This is a genomic window from Sphaerisporangium fuscum (assembly GCF_018531465.1).
In the GTDB taxonomy this organism is placed as follows: Bacteria; Actinomycetota; Actinomycetes; order Streptosporangiales; family Streptosporangiaceae; genus Sphaerisporangium; species Sphaerisporangium fuscum.
This window is the reverse complement of the sequence record NZ_JAHDTF010000037.1, coordinates 38839-53055: the sequence shown is the minus strand read 5'-3', so window position 1 is coordinate 53055 and position 14217 is coordinate 38839. Positions and strand designations below refer to the sequence as shown.

The window sequence follows — 14217 nt, the reverse complement described above, 5'->3', positions numbered from 1 at the left end:
GGGGAGACGACCTCGCACGGCGGTCGTGTCGGTATCCCCCATTGGTAACCCGCCTTCGTGCCGCCATTGCAGGGAGAAAAGAGACATGTACGCCTCGAATTCGGCCATGGGGCTCTACAGGCCGACGACGCGCGCCTCCCGCCACGGTCGCGTGGTCGTGCGGAACCGGGAGCGGTAGGCGCTCGGGGTGGTGCCGATGGTCCGCACGAACGCCCGGCGGAGGGTCTCCGAGCAGCCGAGCCCCACGCGGTGGGCGACCAGGTCCATGCCGTCGTCGCAGGACTCCAGCAGCGCCTGGGCGGCCTCCACGCGGGCCCGTTCCAGGTAGCGGCCCGGTGTGTCGCCGGTCTCCTGCTGGAACCTGCGGGCGAAGTGGCGGACGCTCAGGGCGGCCCGCTCGGCCATGCTCTCGACCGAGTGGTCGCCCGCGGGGTCGGCGGCCACGGCGTCCAGCACCGCCTTGACGCCGCCGCTGCGCGGGATCGGCACGCGGGCACGGGCGCTGAACTGCGACTGACCGCCGGGCCTCTGCATGAACACCACCAGGTACTTGGCCACGCGCCGGGCGACCTCCGCGCCGTAGTCCTCCTCCAGGAGGGACAGGGCCAGGTCGATCCCGGCCGTGACACCCGCCGAGGTGGCGATCTTGCCGTCCCGGACGAAGAGCGCGTCGGGGGTGACGTCGATCTGGGGGTACTGGCCGGCGAGCTTGGCGCACAGCGCCCAGTGGGTCGTCGCGCGGCGGCCGTCCAGCAGCCCGGCCGCGGCCAGGGCGAAGGCGGCGGTGCACACCGAGGTCACCCGCCGGGCCGACGGCGCGAGCCGGCGGAGCGGCGCTATGAGCTCCTGCTGCGTCGCCCACCCCCGCTTGCCGATCACCATGAGGGTGTCGACCGGCTCGTCGAACTCCTCCAGGGCGTACTGCACCTCCAGCCTGAACCCGCCGAGGGTGCTCGTGGGCAGTCCGCCGGCCGACGCGGTGACCAGGCGATAGCGGGCCCCGGTGCCGTTCGCCGCGCTGAACACCTCCAGGGGGCCGGCCAGGTCGAGAAGTGCGATCTCGTCGGAGACGATGAACAGGACCGTCGGCGCGGGATCGATGCCCACTGCCATACAGCCAGTCTGCGCCGGGTGGCCCTGGGCGGCGAACCCTGCCCCGGCTCCGGAGAGCGGGGGTTTTGCGAAGGCGGGGGCGTGGGATGGGGCGGTCGCGGCGGCGGTGGGCGCGGCGTCACCCACCGCCTGGCGAGTAGGGCCCGGAATTTGCCGTCTTCTACTGATTCTGGTGGAGATATTGAGCGTTTCGCGACCGTCGCGTGGCGCACTGGAAGCTCACCATGGAAGGGATCCGGCTGGTCCGGCTGAGGGTCCGACCGGTGTCCCGCATCGTCGATGATCGAGGTGAACGCGATGTGCCGGCACTCCCCAGCGTGCCCGTCGGCGGACGCTCCCGACCGTGAGGCGGCCCGCCTCGTGGCCTACCACCCCGAACAGGGATGGGGTCTGCTGTGCAACGGCGTGGTGGTCTTCGACGACACCGGCGAGCTCCTGCCCGACGGGCGCAGCGTCCCGCCCCACCAGGTGTGCTGCGCCCATGCCGCTTAGACGGGGCCCGCGTCAGGATCTGATCTTCGGCAGGTTGGCCGGGGCGTAGCGCTCACCGGCGACCGCGTCCCTCGGCGCCGCCTTCTCCAGCGCCGCCAGCTCCTCGGCGGTCAGCGCGATGTCGGTCGCGGCGACGTTCTGCTCCAGGTAGGAGCGGCGCTTGGTGCCCGGGATCGGCACGATGCCCTCGCCCTGGGCGAGCACCCACGCCAGGGCGAGCTGGGCGGGGGTGACGTCCTTGGCCTCGGCGAGCTTCTGGATCTCGGCGACCAGCGCCCGGTTGGCGGCGAAGTTCTCCCCTTGGAAGCGCGGGTTGGTCGCCCGGAAGTCGTCGTCGGCCAGCTGTTCGGGGCTGGTGATCGCCCCGGTCAGGAAGCCCCGGCCGAGCGGGCTGTAGGCCACCAGCCCGATTCCCAGCTCCCAGAAGGTGGCCAGGATCCCGTCCTCGACGTCGCGGGTGAACAACGAGTACTCGTACTGACCCGCGGTGATCGGGTGGACGGCGTGGGCGCGGCGCACCAGGTCCGGCGCGGCCTCGGAGATGCCGAGGTGGCGCACCTTGCCGGCGGCGACCAGCTCGGCGAGCGCGCCCCAGGTCTCCTCGATGGGGACCGACGGGTCGACGCGGTGCTGGTAGTACAGGTCGATGTGGTCGACGCCGAGCCGGCGCAGGGAGGCGTCGCAGGCCTGGCGGAGGTAGTCGGGGCGCCCGTTGATGTTCCTGGAGCCGTCAGGGCCCCGCTCGATGCCGAACTTCGTGGCCAGGACGACCTCGTCGCGGCGGCCCGCGATGGCCCGGCCCACGAGCTGCTCGTTGGTGAACGGCCCGTACATGTCGGCGGTGTCGAGGAAGGTGACGCCGAGGTCGAGGGCGCGGTGGATGGTCGCGGTCGACTCCGCCTCGTCGCCGGGCCCGTAGAACTCGCTCATGCCCATGCAGCCGAGGCCGAGGGCGGAGACGGTGAGACCGCGGCCGAGAGTGCGTTGCTTCATGCCTGATTCTCCTCGATGGCGGTACGGTAGATGTCGATCTTGTGGTCGATCACTGCCAGGTCCTTCCGCAGATGTTCGATGCGGGCCGCGACCTGGGCGCGGTGGGCGAGGAGGAGCTCCAGCCGCTCGGCCACCGACACCGAGCCGCCGGCGGCGAGCTCGGCGTAGCGGCGCATCTCGGCGATCGGCATTCCGGTGGAACGCAGCCGGGTGAGCATGACGACCCAGTCCAGGTCGCGCTTGGTGTAGAGGCGGTGGCCGTTGGACCCGCGCGGAGGCGGGGAGAGCAGCAGCCCGGCCCGCTCGTAGTAGCGCAGGGTGTGGGCCGTGAGCCCGGTACGCCGCGAGACCTCGGCGATCGTCATCCCCTCGTCCATGACGCCAGTCTCGGACTTAGAGCGCGCTCTAAGTCAAATCGGTGCCCGGTCTAGTGGACGGAGAACCCGCCGTCGACGCAGATGATCTGGCCGGTGATGTAGGCCGCGCCGTCGCCGGCCAGCAGGACGGCGGTGGCGGCGAAGTCGGCGGGCAGGCCGTTGCGTCCGGTCATGGTGCGCGCGGCGAGGGCCTCGACCCGGCCCGGGACGGCCTGGGCGGGCTCGGTGAGGGGGGTGAGCACGAATCCGGGGACGACGGTGTTGCTGCACACCCCGTGCCGCGACCAGGCCTCGGCCTGCGACCGGCTGAGCCCGGCGATCGCGGCCTTGCTGACGCCGTAGACGCCGCTGTCGCCGAAGGCGCTGATGGACTGCTGGGAGCCGATGTTGATGATGCGGCCCCAGCCGCGCCCGGCCATGCGGGGGCCGAAGTGCTGCCCAAGGAGGTAGGGGGCGGTCAGGTTGACCCGCATGGTGAGGTCGTGGTCGCCGGGGGTCAGCTCGGCCATGGGGCGGCGGATGTTGTTGCCGGCGGCGTTCACCAGGATGTCGACGTCGCCGAAGAAGGCGGGGGCCTGCTCGCACACGCGGCGGACGGCGTCGGCGTCGGCGAGGTCGGCGCTGATCGCGGCGGCGCGGACGCCGTGACCGCGGAGTTCCGCCACGGCCCCGGCGAGCTCGGGTTCGCGGCGGGCGACGAGGACGACCGCGGCCCCGGCCCGGCCGATGGCCTCGGCCATGGCGTACCCGATGCCCGAGCTGCCTCCGGTCACCAGGGCGGTGCGGCCGGACAGTGAGAACAGCCCTCGCAGGTAGGTGTCGGAGGGCTCCCGCGCCCCGTCGTCGCCGTGCATGTGCCGCAAGCTACCAGCCGACGCCGCACGGCCCACCGCCGGTGCCGGGAGCTAGCATTGCCGCAACTCCCGCTTCCCCCGGAAGGTCCGCGCCATGACCGCTCTGGCCAGGCTCAGTCTCGCCAACCGCAGTCTCGTCATCCTGGTCACGGTGGTGATCAGCGTCTTCGGGGCGCTGGCGATCCCCTCGCTCAAGCAGCAGCTGCTGCCGTCGCTGGCGTTCCCGGGGGCGTTCGTGGTCGCCCCGTACGCCGGCGCCGCGCCGGACATCGTGGAGGAGCAGGTCACCAAGCCGATCGAGAGCGGCTTCCAGGGAATCGCCGGGGTCACGGCGGTGACCTCGACCTCCCGCGAGGGCATGGCGCAGATCCAGGTGTCGTTCGAGTACGGCACCGACATCGAGTCGGCGGTGAGCAAGCTCCAGCAGGCGGTGGGCCGCCTGGGGGCGCGGCTGCCGAACGGGGTCGAGCCGACGGTGGTGGCCGGGAACACCGACGACATCCCGGTCATGGTGCTGGCGATCGACGACGGCGGCGACCGCCTGGCCATGCAGGACAAGCTGGAGCGGATCGCGGTTCCCGAGCTGCAGGGGGTCGAGGGGGTCCGCGAGGTGTCGGTGACCGGCGCGGGCAAGCAGACCGTCGTCATCACACCCGACCTGGGGAAGATGGCGTTCCTGGGGCTGTCCCCCGCGGCGATCCCCGACCTGCTGCGGGCCAACGGCACCCCGGTGCCGGCCGGGAGCCTGGTCCAGGACGGCAAGTCGCTGACGGTGCAGGTGGGGCGCCGCCTGTCGTCCCTCGACGACCTGCGCGATCTGTACCTCACGCCGCAGGCCCCGGCCGCGCAGCCGTCCCGGACCCCGGCGCGCGTCCCGGGTCAGGGGCTGCCACCGGGGGTCGCGGTCCCGAAACCGGCGCCGGTGCGGCTGGGCGATGTGGCGGCGATCGAGCAGAAACCGGCCGACGCCACGACGATCACGCGGACCAACGGCAGGCCGAGCCTCGGCATGTCGATCACGATGACCCCCGACGGGAACGCCGTGCGGATCTCCCGCGACGTCCGGGCCAAGCTGGCGGGGCTGGTGCGGGCGCTGGGGGACGCCTCGGAGATCACCGTGGTGTTCGACCAGGCCCCCTACGTCGAGCGGTCCATCGAGGACCTGTCGACCGAGGGCCTGCTGGGCCTGGTGTTCGCGGTGATCGTGATCCTGCTGTTCCTGCTGTCGCTGCGCTCCACGCTGGTGACGGCGGTGTCGATCCCGCTGTCGGTGGTGATCGCGCTGATCGCGCTGTGGGCGGGCGACTACTCGCTGAACCTCCTGACGCTCGGGGCGCTGACCATCGCGATCGGCCGGGTGGTCGACGACTCGATCGTGGTGCTGGAGAACATCAAGCGGCACCTGGGGTACGGCGAGGGCAAGCGTGAGGCGGTGCTCGCCGCCGTGCGCGAGGTGAGCGGGGCGGTGACGGCCTCGACGCTGACGACGGTGGCGGTGTTCCTGCCGATCGCGTTCGTGGGCGGCATGGTGGGGCAGCTGTTCGCGCCGTTCGCGATCACGGTGACGGTGGCGCTGCTGGCGTCGCTCCTGGTGGCGCTGACGGTGATCCCGGTGCTGGCGTACTGGTTCCTCAAGGCGCCGCGGCTGTCGCCCGCGGAGGCGGCCGAGGTGCGGGCGCGGGCGGAGGCCAAGGAACTGCGCAGCCCCCTTCAGCGGATGTACCTGCCCGTGCTGAGGTTCGCCACCCGGCGGCGGTGGGTGACGTTGCTCGCCGGAGTGCTGGTCTTCGTGGGCACGCTGGCGCTGGCGCCGGGGCTGAAGACCAACTTCATCGACTCCTCGGGCAACGACACGATCTCGGTCACCCAGAAGATGCCGGCGGGCACCGACCTCGCCACCACCGACGCGGCGGCCAAGAAGGTCGAGCAGGTGCTCTCCTCGCTCAAGGAGGTGGCGTCGTACCAGGTGAACGTGGGGTCCGGCGGCACTTTCGCGGGCGGGGTCGGAGGCTCGGCCGACAAGGCGTCGTACTCGCTGACGGTGGCCGACGGGGTGGACGCCCCGGCGCTGGAGAAGACGCTGCGCGACCGGCTGGCGGCGCTGCGCGACGTGGGCGAAGTGACCGTCGGCGGTCAGGACGGCGGCGGGTTCGCCTCCGACCGCGCAGAGGTCGTCCTTCAGGGGCCCGACCTGACGGCGCTGAAGTCCGGCGCGGACACGGTGCTCGCGGCGATGCGCGGGATCGACGGGCTGCGCGACGTGACCTCCAACCTCGAGGCGAGCGCGCCGCGCGTGGAGGTTCGGGTCGACCGAGAGAAGGCCGCGGCCAAGGGGCTGACCGAGACGGGCGTCGGCCAGATCGTGGCGCAGGCGTTCCGCGGGGCGCCGGTCGGTGAGATCACGCTGGACGGGCGGGTGAGCGACATCGTGCTGCGCGCCGGGGGCGACGCGCCCGCCGACCTGGCGGCGGTGCGGGCGCTGCGGCTGCCCACGGCGTCGGGCCTCGTGAAGCTGTCGAGCGTGGCCGAGGTGCGGCAGGTCGCCGGGCCGACGCAGATCACCCGCAAGGACGGCGGGCGGACGGCGTCGGTGTCGGCGGCCGCCACGGCGAGCGACCTGGGCGCCGTCACCGCGAAGATCACCGAGCGGATGAAGTCGCTGACGCTGCCGGCGGGCGTGACCTACAGCATCGGCGGGGTGAGCGCCGACCAGAGCAAGGCCTTCGGGCAGCTGGGCCTGGCGATGCTGGCGGCGATCGCGATCGTGTTCATGATCATGGTGGCGACGTTCCGGAGCTTCGTGCAGCCGCTGATCCTGCTGGTGTCGATCCCGCTCGCGGCGACGGGCGCCATCGGGCTGCTGCGGATGACGGACACGCCGCTGGGGGTCCCCGCGTTGATCGGCATGCTGATGCTGATCGGCATCGTGGTGACCAACGCGATCGTGCTGATCGACCTGATCAACCAGTACCGCGCCCAGGGGCTGGGCGTGGTCGAGGCGGTGATCGAGGGCGGCCGGCGGCGGCTGCGGCCGATCCTGATGACGGCGATCGCGACGATCTGCGCCCTGACGCCGATGGCGGTGGGGCTGACCGGCTCGGGCGGCTTCATCTCCCAGCCGCTGGCCATCGTGGTCATCGGCGGCCTGGTCTCCTCGACGCTGCTGACCCTGGTGCTGGTTCCCGCGCTGTACACCCTGGTGGAGCGGGTGAAGGAGCGGATGGGCGGCCGCGGGCGCCGCTCCGCCGGCACGCCCACCCGGGTGTACGACCGGGAGGCCCTCGGCGCGAAGTAGGGTCCGTGGCGGATCGTGGAGGCGGCCCCCATACACTGGGGCAACGTGACCAAGCCGCGTATCCCGAACGTTCTCGCCGCCCGCTACGCCTCGCCCGAGCTCGCCCAGGTGTGGTCGCCTGAGCACAAGGTGGTCGCCGAGCGGCAGTTGTGGCTGGCCGTGCTGCGCGCACAGGCCGATCTCGGTGTCGAGGTGCCGCCGGGGGTGATCGACGATTACGAGGCGGTGATCGGCAAGGTCGACCTGCCGTCGATCGCCGAGCGGGAGCGGCAGACCCGCCACGACGTGAAGGCGCGCATCGAGGAGTTCAACGACCTGGCGGGCCACGAGCACGTCCACAAGGGCATGACCTCCCGCGACCTCACCGAGAACGTCGAGCAGCTGCAGATCCGCGACAGCCTGCTGCTGGTGCGCGACCGCTGCGTGGCGCTGCTGGCCCGGCTGGGCGAGCTGGCCGTCCAGTACTCCGGGACGGTGATGGCGGGCCGGTCGCACAACGTCGCGGCGCAGGCGACGACGCTCGGCAAGCGGTTCGCCACGGCGGCCGACGAGCTGCTGGTGGCGTACGCCCGGCTGGAGGAGCTGATCGCCCGGTACCCCCTGCGCGGCGTCAAGGGCCCGGTGGGCACCGCGCAGGACATGCTCGACCTCCTCGGCGGCGACCAGGCGAAGCTGGCCGAGCTGGAGGAGCGGGTGGCGCGCCACCTGGGCTTCGCGGCGGGCTTCACCAGCGTCGGGCAGGTGTACCCCCGCTCGCTCGACTACGAGGTCGTGACGGCCCTGGTGCAGCTGGCGGCGGCGCCGTCCAGCCTGGCCAAGACGATCAGGCTGATGGCGGGGCACGAGCTGGTCACCGAGGGGTTCAAGCAGGGGCAGGTCGGCTCCAGCGCGATGCCGCACAAGATGAACACCCGCTCCTGCGAGCGGGTGAACGGCCTGACGGTGGTGCTGCGCGGGTACGCGTCCATGACCGGGGAGCTGGCCGGCGACCAGTGGAACGAGGGCGACGTGTCGTGCTCGGTGGTGCGCCGCGTGGCGCTGCCCGACGCGTTCTTCGCCTTCGACGGCCTGGTGGAGACGATGCTGACCGTGCTGGAGGAGTTCGGCGCGTTCCCGGCGGTGATCGGGGCCGAGCTCGACCGCTACCTGCCGTTCCTGGCGACGACCAAGATGCTCATGGCGGCGGTGCGCGCCGGGGTGGGCCGGGAGACCGCCCACGAGCTGATCAAGGAGCACGCGGTGGCGTCGGCGCTGGCCATGCGCGAGAGCGGCGCGCCGAACCTCCTGCTCGAGCGGCTCGGGGCCGACGAGCGGTTCCCGCTGGACCGGGCGGAGCTGGAGGACCTGCTCGCCGACCCGGCGCCGTTCACCGGCGCGGCCGCGGGACAGGTGGCCGAGGTGTTCTCACGGGTGGACGCCGTGGTGGCGCGGCACCCGGAGGCGGCGGCGTACCGGCCCGGCGCCATTCTGTGATCCGTGAGCTGACCGGCGCCGGCGAGGTGGCCGCGGCATCGGGCGACGACCTCATGGTCGTGTGGGCGGCGCAGGGCATGGCGCCGGGGGTGCGGGTCTTCGCCTCCGGGGAGGCGGTGGCGGTGGCGAGCCCGGATCTGTCCCGGCGCGACCGGCTGGTGGTGGCCGGTCCGCTGGACGAGGCGGTGCCGCTGGTGCGGCACGCGCTGGCGGAGGCGGGCCCCACCTTCCGGCCGATCGGCGAGGAGCCGCTGGTCCGGGGGCTCGCCGAGCGGGTCGAGGGCCTGGAGTTCGCGACGGCCTTCGACTGGATGGAGGTCACGTCCCCGGTGCCGGGCGACGCCGGGAAGGCGCGGTGGCTGGCCGAGGAGGACACCGCCGAGGTCATGGCGCTGCTCGCGGAGGCCAATCCGGACTCCTACGCGGTCCCGGGCCTGCCCGGGGTGACCCGGTGGGCGGGGGGCGCGCCGACGACGGGACGATCGCCTCGGTCGCCGCCGACGCCTGGAGCGCGCCGGGAGCGGGCTTCCTCGCGGGCGTGGCGACCGCCGCGGCCCACCGCGGCAGTGGACACGCCGCCACGGTGTGCCGCTTCGTCGTCAACGCACTGCTGGCCGAGCACGGCCGGGTGGCGCTGATGGTGGACTCCTGGAACCACGCCGCGATCGGCGTGTACGAGCGCCTGGGCATGCGCCGCCGCCGGGTGGCCGCCGCGTACGTCCCCTGACCGCCGCGGCCGCCGTCCGCGGACCCGCGGCGGCGGCCGGTGTGGTCAGGGGGAGGTGCCGGTGCCCCGGCGGACGAGGCTGAGCAGGCGGGTGGCCTGGGCGGGGGTGGCTCCGGTGAGGGCGATGCCGTTGGACAGGGTGAGCAGGTCGGTGACCTCGAGGTCGGGGCGGACGGCGCCGGCGTGCCGGGCGCGGCCGAGCAGCGCCTCGGCGGTGGAGCGCATGGCCCGGTGCCAGCCGTCGAACAGCTCGGAGCGCCGGCCGGAGCGGTCGTCGTTCAGGGACAGGGCGAGTTCGCGTTTGGTGGCGACGTGGGAGATGAAGGCCGCGAGCCAGGCGAACAGCGCGTCGCCGGGGGAGGGGGCGTCGAGCAGCGCCCGCCCGTGGGCGCACAGCTCGGTCACCTCGTCGGCGTACACGGCGATGATCAGTTCGCGGCGGGTGGGGAAGTGGCGGTACATGGTGGCGTTGCCGACCCCGGCGCGGCGGGCGACCTCGTCGAGGGGGGCGTCGGGACCCTGCTCGCCGAAGAGGTCCTTGGCGGCGGCCAGCAGCAGCTCGTAGTTGCGCCGGGCGTCGGCGCGGCGCGGCCGGACGGCGCCAGGACTTCCGCCCGGGACGGGGATGTCGCTGGTCGTCATGCTCTCCTCGCGAGGACGTGGGGTGGTCCCCGGCTCTCCTGGTGCCAGGGTCAGATTACCGGCGGGCACGAAACGGGGGGCCTTCGCGGTCGATCCGCGGGCGCGGCCCCGATCTCCGGGCTCCAGCGCCCGCGTGCCCGGTCGAACCGGCCGGGCCTTCCGGCACCGCCGAGGTCCATCGGCAGCAGGTCAGGGGGCGCCTGGAGGGGGTGAGGCCTGAGGCTGCGACGCCCTTACCCAGTCCGGGCGCGGATCATGCGGCGGAAAACCAGGTGAACGGAAACTCTGCGCCATGCACAGTAATTGAATGATGTCCGATTTCGCTCCGGGTTTCGTTCCCGGCCGTGAGTTGTCGCGCGCGTTCTACGCGGAGGTGGTCCAGCCGCTGATCGGAGAGGTGCCGCACGACGCGGCGCTGGTCGGCCCGGGGTCGGAGGTGCTGGCGTTCGACACCGAACGCTCCACCGACCACGACTGGGGCCCCCGGGTGCTGGTGTTCGTCGAGCCGTCGCGGGTGGCCGGCCTGTCCGCCCGGGTGGAGGCCGGGCTGCCCGAACGGTTCGGGGGGTACCCCACCGCGTTCGGCTCCGACCGCAACCCGGTGCGGCACGGGGTGGTGGTCGCCGGTCTCCGGCCGTGGGCGCGGGCCCGGCTCGGCTTCGACCCGCTCGGTGAGATCACCACGGCCGACTGGCTGGGGGCGTCGTGGCAGCGGCTGGCCGAGGTGACGAGCGGGGAGGTGTTCCACGAAGGGCTCGGCGAGCTCGGCAGGGCCCGGTCCAGCCTGCGCTGGTACCCGGGCGAGGTGTGGCGGTACGTGCTGGCCTGCCAGTGGCGGCGTGTCGCCCAGCTGGAGAGCTTCCCCGGGCGGTGCGGGGAGGTGGGCGACGAGCTGGGGTCGATGGTGGTCACCGCCCGCCTCGTGGAGGAGCTGATGCGGCTGTGCCTGCTGATGCGGCGGCGCTACCCGCCGTACGCCAAGTGGCTGGGCAGCGCGTTCGCCCGGCTGTCGGGGTCGGCGGAGCTGGGGGAGATGTTCTCGGCCGCGCTGGCCGCGCGCGGGTGGCGTGACCGCGAGGAGCACCTGTGCCGGGCCTACGAGCGGATCGCGGCCCTGCACAACCGGCTGGCGCTGACCGAGCCGCTGGAGACATCGGTACGGCCGTTCTTCGACCGCCCGTTCCGAGTGATCGGCGCCGACCGCTTCGCCGAGGCGCTGCTGGGGACCGTGGGCCCCTCGCTGCGCGAGCTGACGCGGGCGGGGTCGGTGGACCAGTTCTGCGACAGCACCGACGTCCTCGGCGACGCCACACGATCGCTGACCCTGACCCACGCCCTCCACCCCACGATCTGACCGCCGTCCCGAAAAGGGCGCCGGTCGCCCGGCGCCGCCTTCCCGTCATTCGGCGAGCAGGAGTGCGGCGACCGCCTCCGGGGCCTCGTGCATCGCGTCGTGGCCGGTCGGGAGGTCGTGGACCTGCCACTCGGGATCGGCTCGGAGCCGGGTGCGGAGTCCGGCGAACGGCGTCCGGTCTTCCCATCCCGAGCAGTAGACGAACTCCCGGCGGGGGACCTGGGCGTGCGCGCCGGTGAGCCGGATCGTCTGCAGGAACGAGGCGAGGGGATGGGGACGGCGGCGGGGATCGCCGCCGTCCGGCGGTCGGACGGCGTAGCCGGTGCTCGCGGCGCCGGCCGCGATCACTTCTCGGAAGTACTCGTTCGCCGACGACCACCACGACTCGCCATCGCGCGGGACGAAGGCGTCGAGATGCACCAGCCGTGAGATCCGCCCGTCGGCGCGATCGGCGGCGGCGGCGATCACCATCCCGCCGTAGCTGTGGCCGACCAGCGTCGCGCCGGTGATGTGGGCGCGATCGAGGAGCCGCAATACGTCGCCGGCGTGTGTGCCGAGGTTGGCGGTCGCGAGCGTCGCGTCGTCGTCGTCTGGCCGCAGACCGGTCAGGGTCAGGGCGTGAACGGTATGACCGGCACGCTCCAGCAGCGGAATCACCGCCTCATACGCCCAGGAGCCCTTCCAACCGCCGGGTACGAGGACGAACGTCGCCACGCGTTTCTCCTTCTCTCAAGCCGTGGCATCGAGGCACGCCGCCTCGATGCCATGGGGTTCGGCCGGGCGCTCCGGGACCGAAGACCACCCGCATGGAGACAATGTCACCAGACCAAGGTGTGGCCGCCCACCGATAAGATGCCAACCGATGCCTGTTCGCCGCCAACCTCGCCGGATCGCCGGAGTGACGTCACATATATGGCCGTCCGGCGGGCGCCACCTCTGGCCGTCCGGCGAATCAAGCGCGGTGCAGTCGCACGCACGGGGACACCTGGTGTACGCGGCCAGCGGCGTGTTGACGGTCCACACCGAGCGTGGCACGTCGATCGTTCCCGCCAACCGGGTCGCCTGGACCCCCGCCGGGTTCACGCACCACCATCGCGCCCACGGCGACACCGACATGCGGATCGTCTTTCTCACGCCATCCCTCGCCCGGCTCATACCGGAGCATCCCGCCGTGTTCCTGGCCTCCGGCCTCGCCCGCGAGGTCCTGCTCGCCCTGACCGGTCCCCGCGACCACGACGAGGCCGCGCCTGGGCACAGCCGCTCCGCGCGCTCTCGTCTCCTTCGAGTGCTCGTCGACGAACTCCGCGAAGCACCGGAACAGCCACTTCACCTGCCGGAGCCACGGGACGACCGGCTGCAGGCCATCGCCCGGATTCTGTACGAGAGGCCGGGGGACAACTCCTCGCTGGCCGAACTCGGGAAGACGATCGGCGCCAGCACCCGCACCCTCAGCCGGCTGTTCCGCAACGAACTGGGCATGACCTTCTACGAGTGGCGCACACAGCTGCGCATCTACCACGCGCTCCTGCTCCTCGCCGACGGCCACGACACCACCCGGACCGCCTACGCCTGCGGATGGGCCAACCCCAGCGGCTTCATCGCAGCGTTCACCGACATCATCGGAACGACCCCGGGCCGCTACCGCGCCGGTCGCCAGACCACCGCCCGCGCGTCTCGGCTCCCGGCGGTGGTCAAGTCCCCGGGGTGATTCGCTTGTGAAGAGCCTTATGTGGCCGCCGCGTCACAGTGGCAGGGGGATGCGGTCGACCAGCCAGTACAGGCTGACCGCCACGATGGGGACGGACGTCGCGACCACGGCCCAGCGGGCCGCGGACGTCCGGCGCAGCAGCGTCAGCAGCGGGAAGAGCACGGCGATGATCACCAGCTGTGTCACCTCGATGCCGACGTTGAAGCTCAGGAGCGACAGCAGCAGCTCCCACGACCATCTCTCGTCGATGTCCAGCGCGCTCGCGAAGCCCAGTCCGTGCAGCAGGCCGAAGGCGAAGACGACCGGCACCCGCCATCCGCCCGGTTTCTCCTCCCCGCGGCCCAGGAGGTTGGCGAGGGCCACGACGATGATCGACGCCGCGATGAGCGGCTCGACGATCCCCGCGGGAACGTCCACGACCCCCATCGCGGCCAGGAGGAACGTGATGCTGTGGGCGGCGGTGAAGGCGGAGGCCGTGATCGCGACGTCGCGGAGACGGCGGGCGCCGATGAGCAGGGCGAGCAGGAAGAAGACGTGGTCGAGGCCGGTTATCAGGTGCTCGGCGCCGAGCAGGAAGAACTCCCCGGCCTGGTGCGAGGCCGGGTGCGCGCCGGTCCGCAGTGTCGGGTTCGGGGTGGTCAGGACCGCGGAGCCCTTGTCGCCGTCGAGCTCGTAGCGGACGATCGTCTCCGTGCTGTGCACGAAGCTCTCGGCGTCGGGGAAAAGCGCGCTCGAGATCGCGTGGGTTCCCCCGCTTCGGTCCTGGCAGGCGTAGTCGAAGGTCAGCACCGCGAAGGCCGTCTCGTCCCGGACGCGCACGTCCGCGTCGCCCTCGAGGGTGGGCGCGCACGGCTTGTCGTCGTAGGTCACGGCGAAGCGGCGCGTGACGTAGCCGGTCACGGCGTCGCGGTTGATCCTGAGCTGGCGGAGCTGCTCGGCTCGTTCCTTCGCGTCATACGCCTCCGCGTACAGCCAGGCCGACTTCATCAGGAGGTCGTACTCGAGGTCGAGCATCACCCTGACGTCCGTTCCCGTGCCGGTCACCTCGGCGTGGGCGGTCGTGGTCGCGTTGTGCGCCGCCGCCGGGGCGGGGCGCAGCAGGACGGCCGGCACAGCGCCGAGGATCATGGTGAGGAGGACGGCGGGCAACCAGCGCCTGCGGGGCATGTCTCGTTTCTCCAGATCAGGG

Annotated in this window: 13 protein-coding genes; 6 read left to right on the top strand and 7 right to left on the bottom strand. The window is 72.4% G+C overall.

Annotated elements, in window-relative coordinates; all coding sequences use genetic code 11:
* Positions 1–114: 114 nt before the first annotated feature.
* On the bottom strand, positions 115–1113 hold the full coding sequence (locus KIK05_RS38185; protein WP_214415746.1) for a GlxA family transcriptional regulator: 999 nt from the start codon (positions 1111–1113) through the stop codon (positions 115–117).
* Positions 1114–1410: 297 nt separating this feature from the next.
* On the opposite strand from KIK05_RS38185, the gene KIK05_RS38180 reads away from it, so the two are divergent.
* The gene (locus tag KIK05_RS38180) at positions 1411–1605 is read left to right on the top strand and encodes a DUF5999 family protein (protein ID WP_214415813.1); all 195 of its coding nucleotides are present in this window, start codon (positions 1411–1413) and stop codon (positions 1603–1605) included.
* Positions 1606–1617: 12 nt separating this feature from the next.
* On the opposite strand, the gene KIK05_RS38175 is transcribed toward KIK05_RS38180, so the two are convergent.
* From KIK05_RS38175 to KIK05_RS38165, 3 genes are read right to left on the bottom strand one after another with little or no spacing between them, the layout of a single operon-like run.
* Entirely contained in the window at positions 1618–2598 is a 981-nt protein-coding gene (locus KIK05_RS38175; RefSeq protein WP_214415745.1) for an aldo/keto reductase, read from the bottom strand.
* Positions 2595–2975 (bottom strand): MerR family transcriptional regulator, encoded by a 381-nt coding sequence (locus KIK05_RS38170; RefSeq protein ID WP_214415744.1) that lies wholly within the window; start codon positions 2973–2975, stop codon positions 2595–2597. The genes KIK05_RS38175 and KIK05_RS38170 overlap by 4 nt, the downstream gene beginning before the upstream one ends.
* A gap of 50 nt (positions 2976–3025) precedes the next feature.
* A complete protein-coding gene (locus KIK05_RS38165; protein ID WP_214415743.1) occupies positions 3026–3829 on the bottom strand; it encodes an SDR family NAD(P)-dependent oxidoreductase in 804 nt (267 codons plus the stop codon).
* Positions 3830–3923: 94 nt separating this feature from the next.
* On the opposite strand from KIK05_RS38165, the gene KIK05_RS38160 reads away from it, so the two are divergent.
* The 3 genes from KIK05_RS38160 (at position 3924) to KIK05_RS49195 (ending at position 9324) form a co-directional block, all read left to right on the top strand.
* Positions 3924–7124, top strand: a complete 3201-nt coding sequence (locus KIK05_RS38160) for an efflux RND transporter permease subunit (RefSeq protein ID WP_214415742.1) — start codon at positions 3924–3926, stop codon at positions 7122–7124.
* A gap of 45 nt (positions 7125–7169) precedes the next feature.
* Complete coding sequence (gene purB / locus KIK05_RS38155) at positions 7170–8597, top strand: adenylosuccinate lyase (RefSeq protein WP_214415741.1); 1428 nt, start codon at positions 7170–7172, stop codon at positions 8595–8597.
* Between the two features lie 61 nt (positions 8598–8658).
* Positions 8659–9324, top strand: a complete 666-nt coding sequence (locus tag KIK05_RS49195) for a GNAT family N-acetyltransferase (RefSeq protein ID WP_308250289.1) — start codon at positions 8659–8661, stop codon at positions 9322–9324.
* A 45-nt stretch (positions 9325–9369) separates the two neighbouring features.
* Here the strand turns inward: KIK05_RS49195 and KIK05_RS38145 are convergent, their stop codons facing one another.
* Positions 9370–9966 (bottom strand): TetR/AcrR family transcriptional regulator, encoded by a 597-nt coding sequence (locus KIK05_RS38145; RefSeq protein ID WP_214415739.1) that lies wholly within the window; start codon positions 9964–9966, stop codon positions 9370–9372.
* A gap of 307 nt (positions 9967–10273) precedes the next feature.
* On the opposite strand from KIK05_RS38145, the gene KIK05_RS38140 reads away from it, so the two are divergent.
* The gene (locus KIK05_RS38140) at positions 10274–11320 is read left to right on the top strand and encodes a DUF4037 domain-containing protein (protein WP_308250288.1); all 1047 of its coding nucleotides are present in this window, start codon (positions 10274–10276) and stop codon (positions 11318–11320) included.
* Between the two features lie 45 nt (positions 11321–11365).
* Here the strand turns inward: KIK05_RS38140 and KIK05_RS38135 are convergent, their stop codons facing one another.
* A complete protein-coding gene (locus tag KIK05_RS38135; protein ID WP_214415738.1) occupies positions 11366–12034 on the bottom strand; it encodes an alpha/beta fold hydrolase in 669 nt (222 codons plus the stop codon).
* A 247-nt stretch (positions 12035–12281) separates the two neighbouring features.
* Between KIK05_RS38135 and KIK05_RS48490 the strand changes: the two genes are divergently transcribed.
* Positions 12282–13028 carry an AraC family transcriptional regulator gene (locus KIK05_RS48490; protein ID WP_214415737.1) on the top strand — a complete coding sequence of 249 codons (747 nt, stop codon included), beginning with the start codon at positions 12282–12284 and terminating at the stop codon, positions 13026–13028.
* A gap of 33 nt (positions 13029–13061) precedes the next feature.
* Here the strand turns inward: KIK05_RS48490 and KIK05_RS38125 are convergent, their stop codons facing one another.
* On the bottom strand, positions 13062–14195 hold the full coding sequence (locus KIK05_RS38125; protein ID WP_214415736.1) for a HupE/UreJ family protein: 1134 nt from the start codon (positions 14193–14195) through the stop codon (positions 13062–13064).
* Positions 14196–14217: the final 22 nt, after the last annotated feature.

What these genes read in the sequence shown, in the direction of transcription:
- KIK05_RS38185 (WP_214415746.1), bottom strand. Translation starts at nt 1,113, where the DNA reads ATGGCAGTGGGCATCGATCCCGCGCCGACGGTCCTGTTCATCGTCTCC.
- KIK05_RS38180 (WP_214415813.1), top strand. Translation starts at nt 1,411, where the DNA reads ATGTGCCGGCACTCCCCAGCGTGCCCGTCGGCGGACGCTCCCGACCGT.
- KIK05_RS38175 (WP_214415745.1), bottom strand. Translation starts at nt 2,598, where the DNA reads ATGAAGCAACGCACTCTCGGCCGCGGTCTCACCGTCTCCGCCCTCGGC.
- KIK05_RS38170 (WP_214415744.1), bottom strand. Translation starts at nt 2,975, where the DNA reads ATGGACGAGGGGATGACGATCGCCGAGGTCTCGCGGCGTACCGGGCTC.
- KIK05_RS38165 (WP_214415743.1), bottom strand. Translation starts at nt 3,829, where the DNA reads ATGCACGGCGACGACGGGGCGCGGGAGCCCTCCGACACCTACCTGCGA.
- KIK05_RS38160 (WP_214415742.1), top strand. Translation starts at nt 3,924, where the DNA reads ATGACCGCTCTGGCCAGGCTCAGTCTCGCCAACCGCAGTCTCGTCATC.
- KIK05_RS38145 (WP_214415739.1), bottom strand. Translation starts at nt 9,966, where the DNA reads ATGACGACCAGCGACATCCCCGTCCCGGGCGGAAGTCCTGGCGCCGTC.
- KIK05_RS38140 (WP_308250288.1), top strand. Translation starts at nt 10,274, where the DNA reads ATGATGTCCGATTTCGCTCCGGGTTTCGTTCCCGGCCGTGAGTTGTCG.
- KIK05_RS38125 (WP_214415736.1), bottom strand. Translation starts at nt 14,195, where the DNA reads ATGCCCCGCAGGCGCTGGTTGCCCGCCGTCCTCCTCACCATGATCCTC.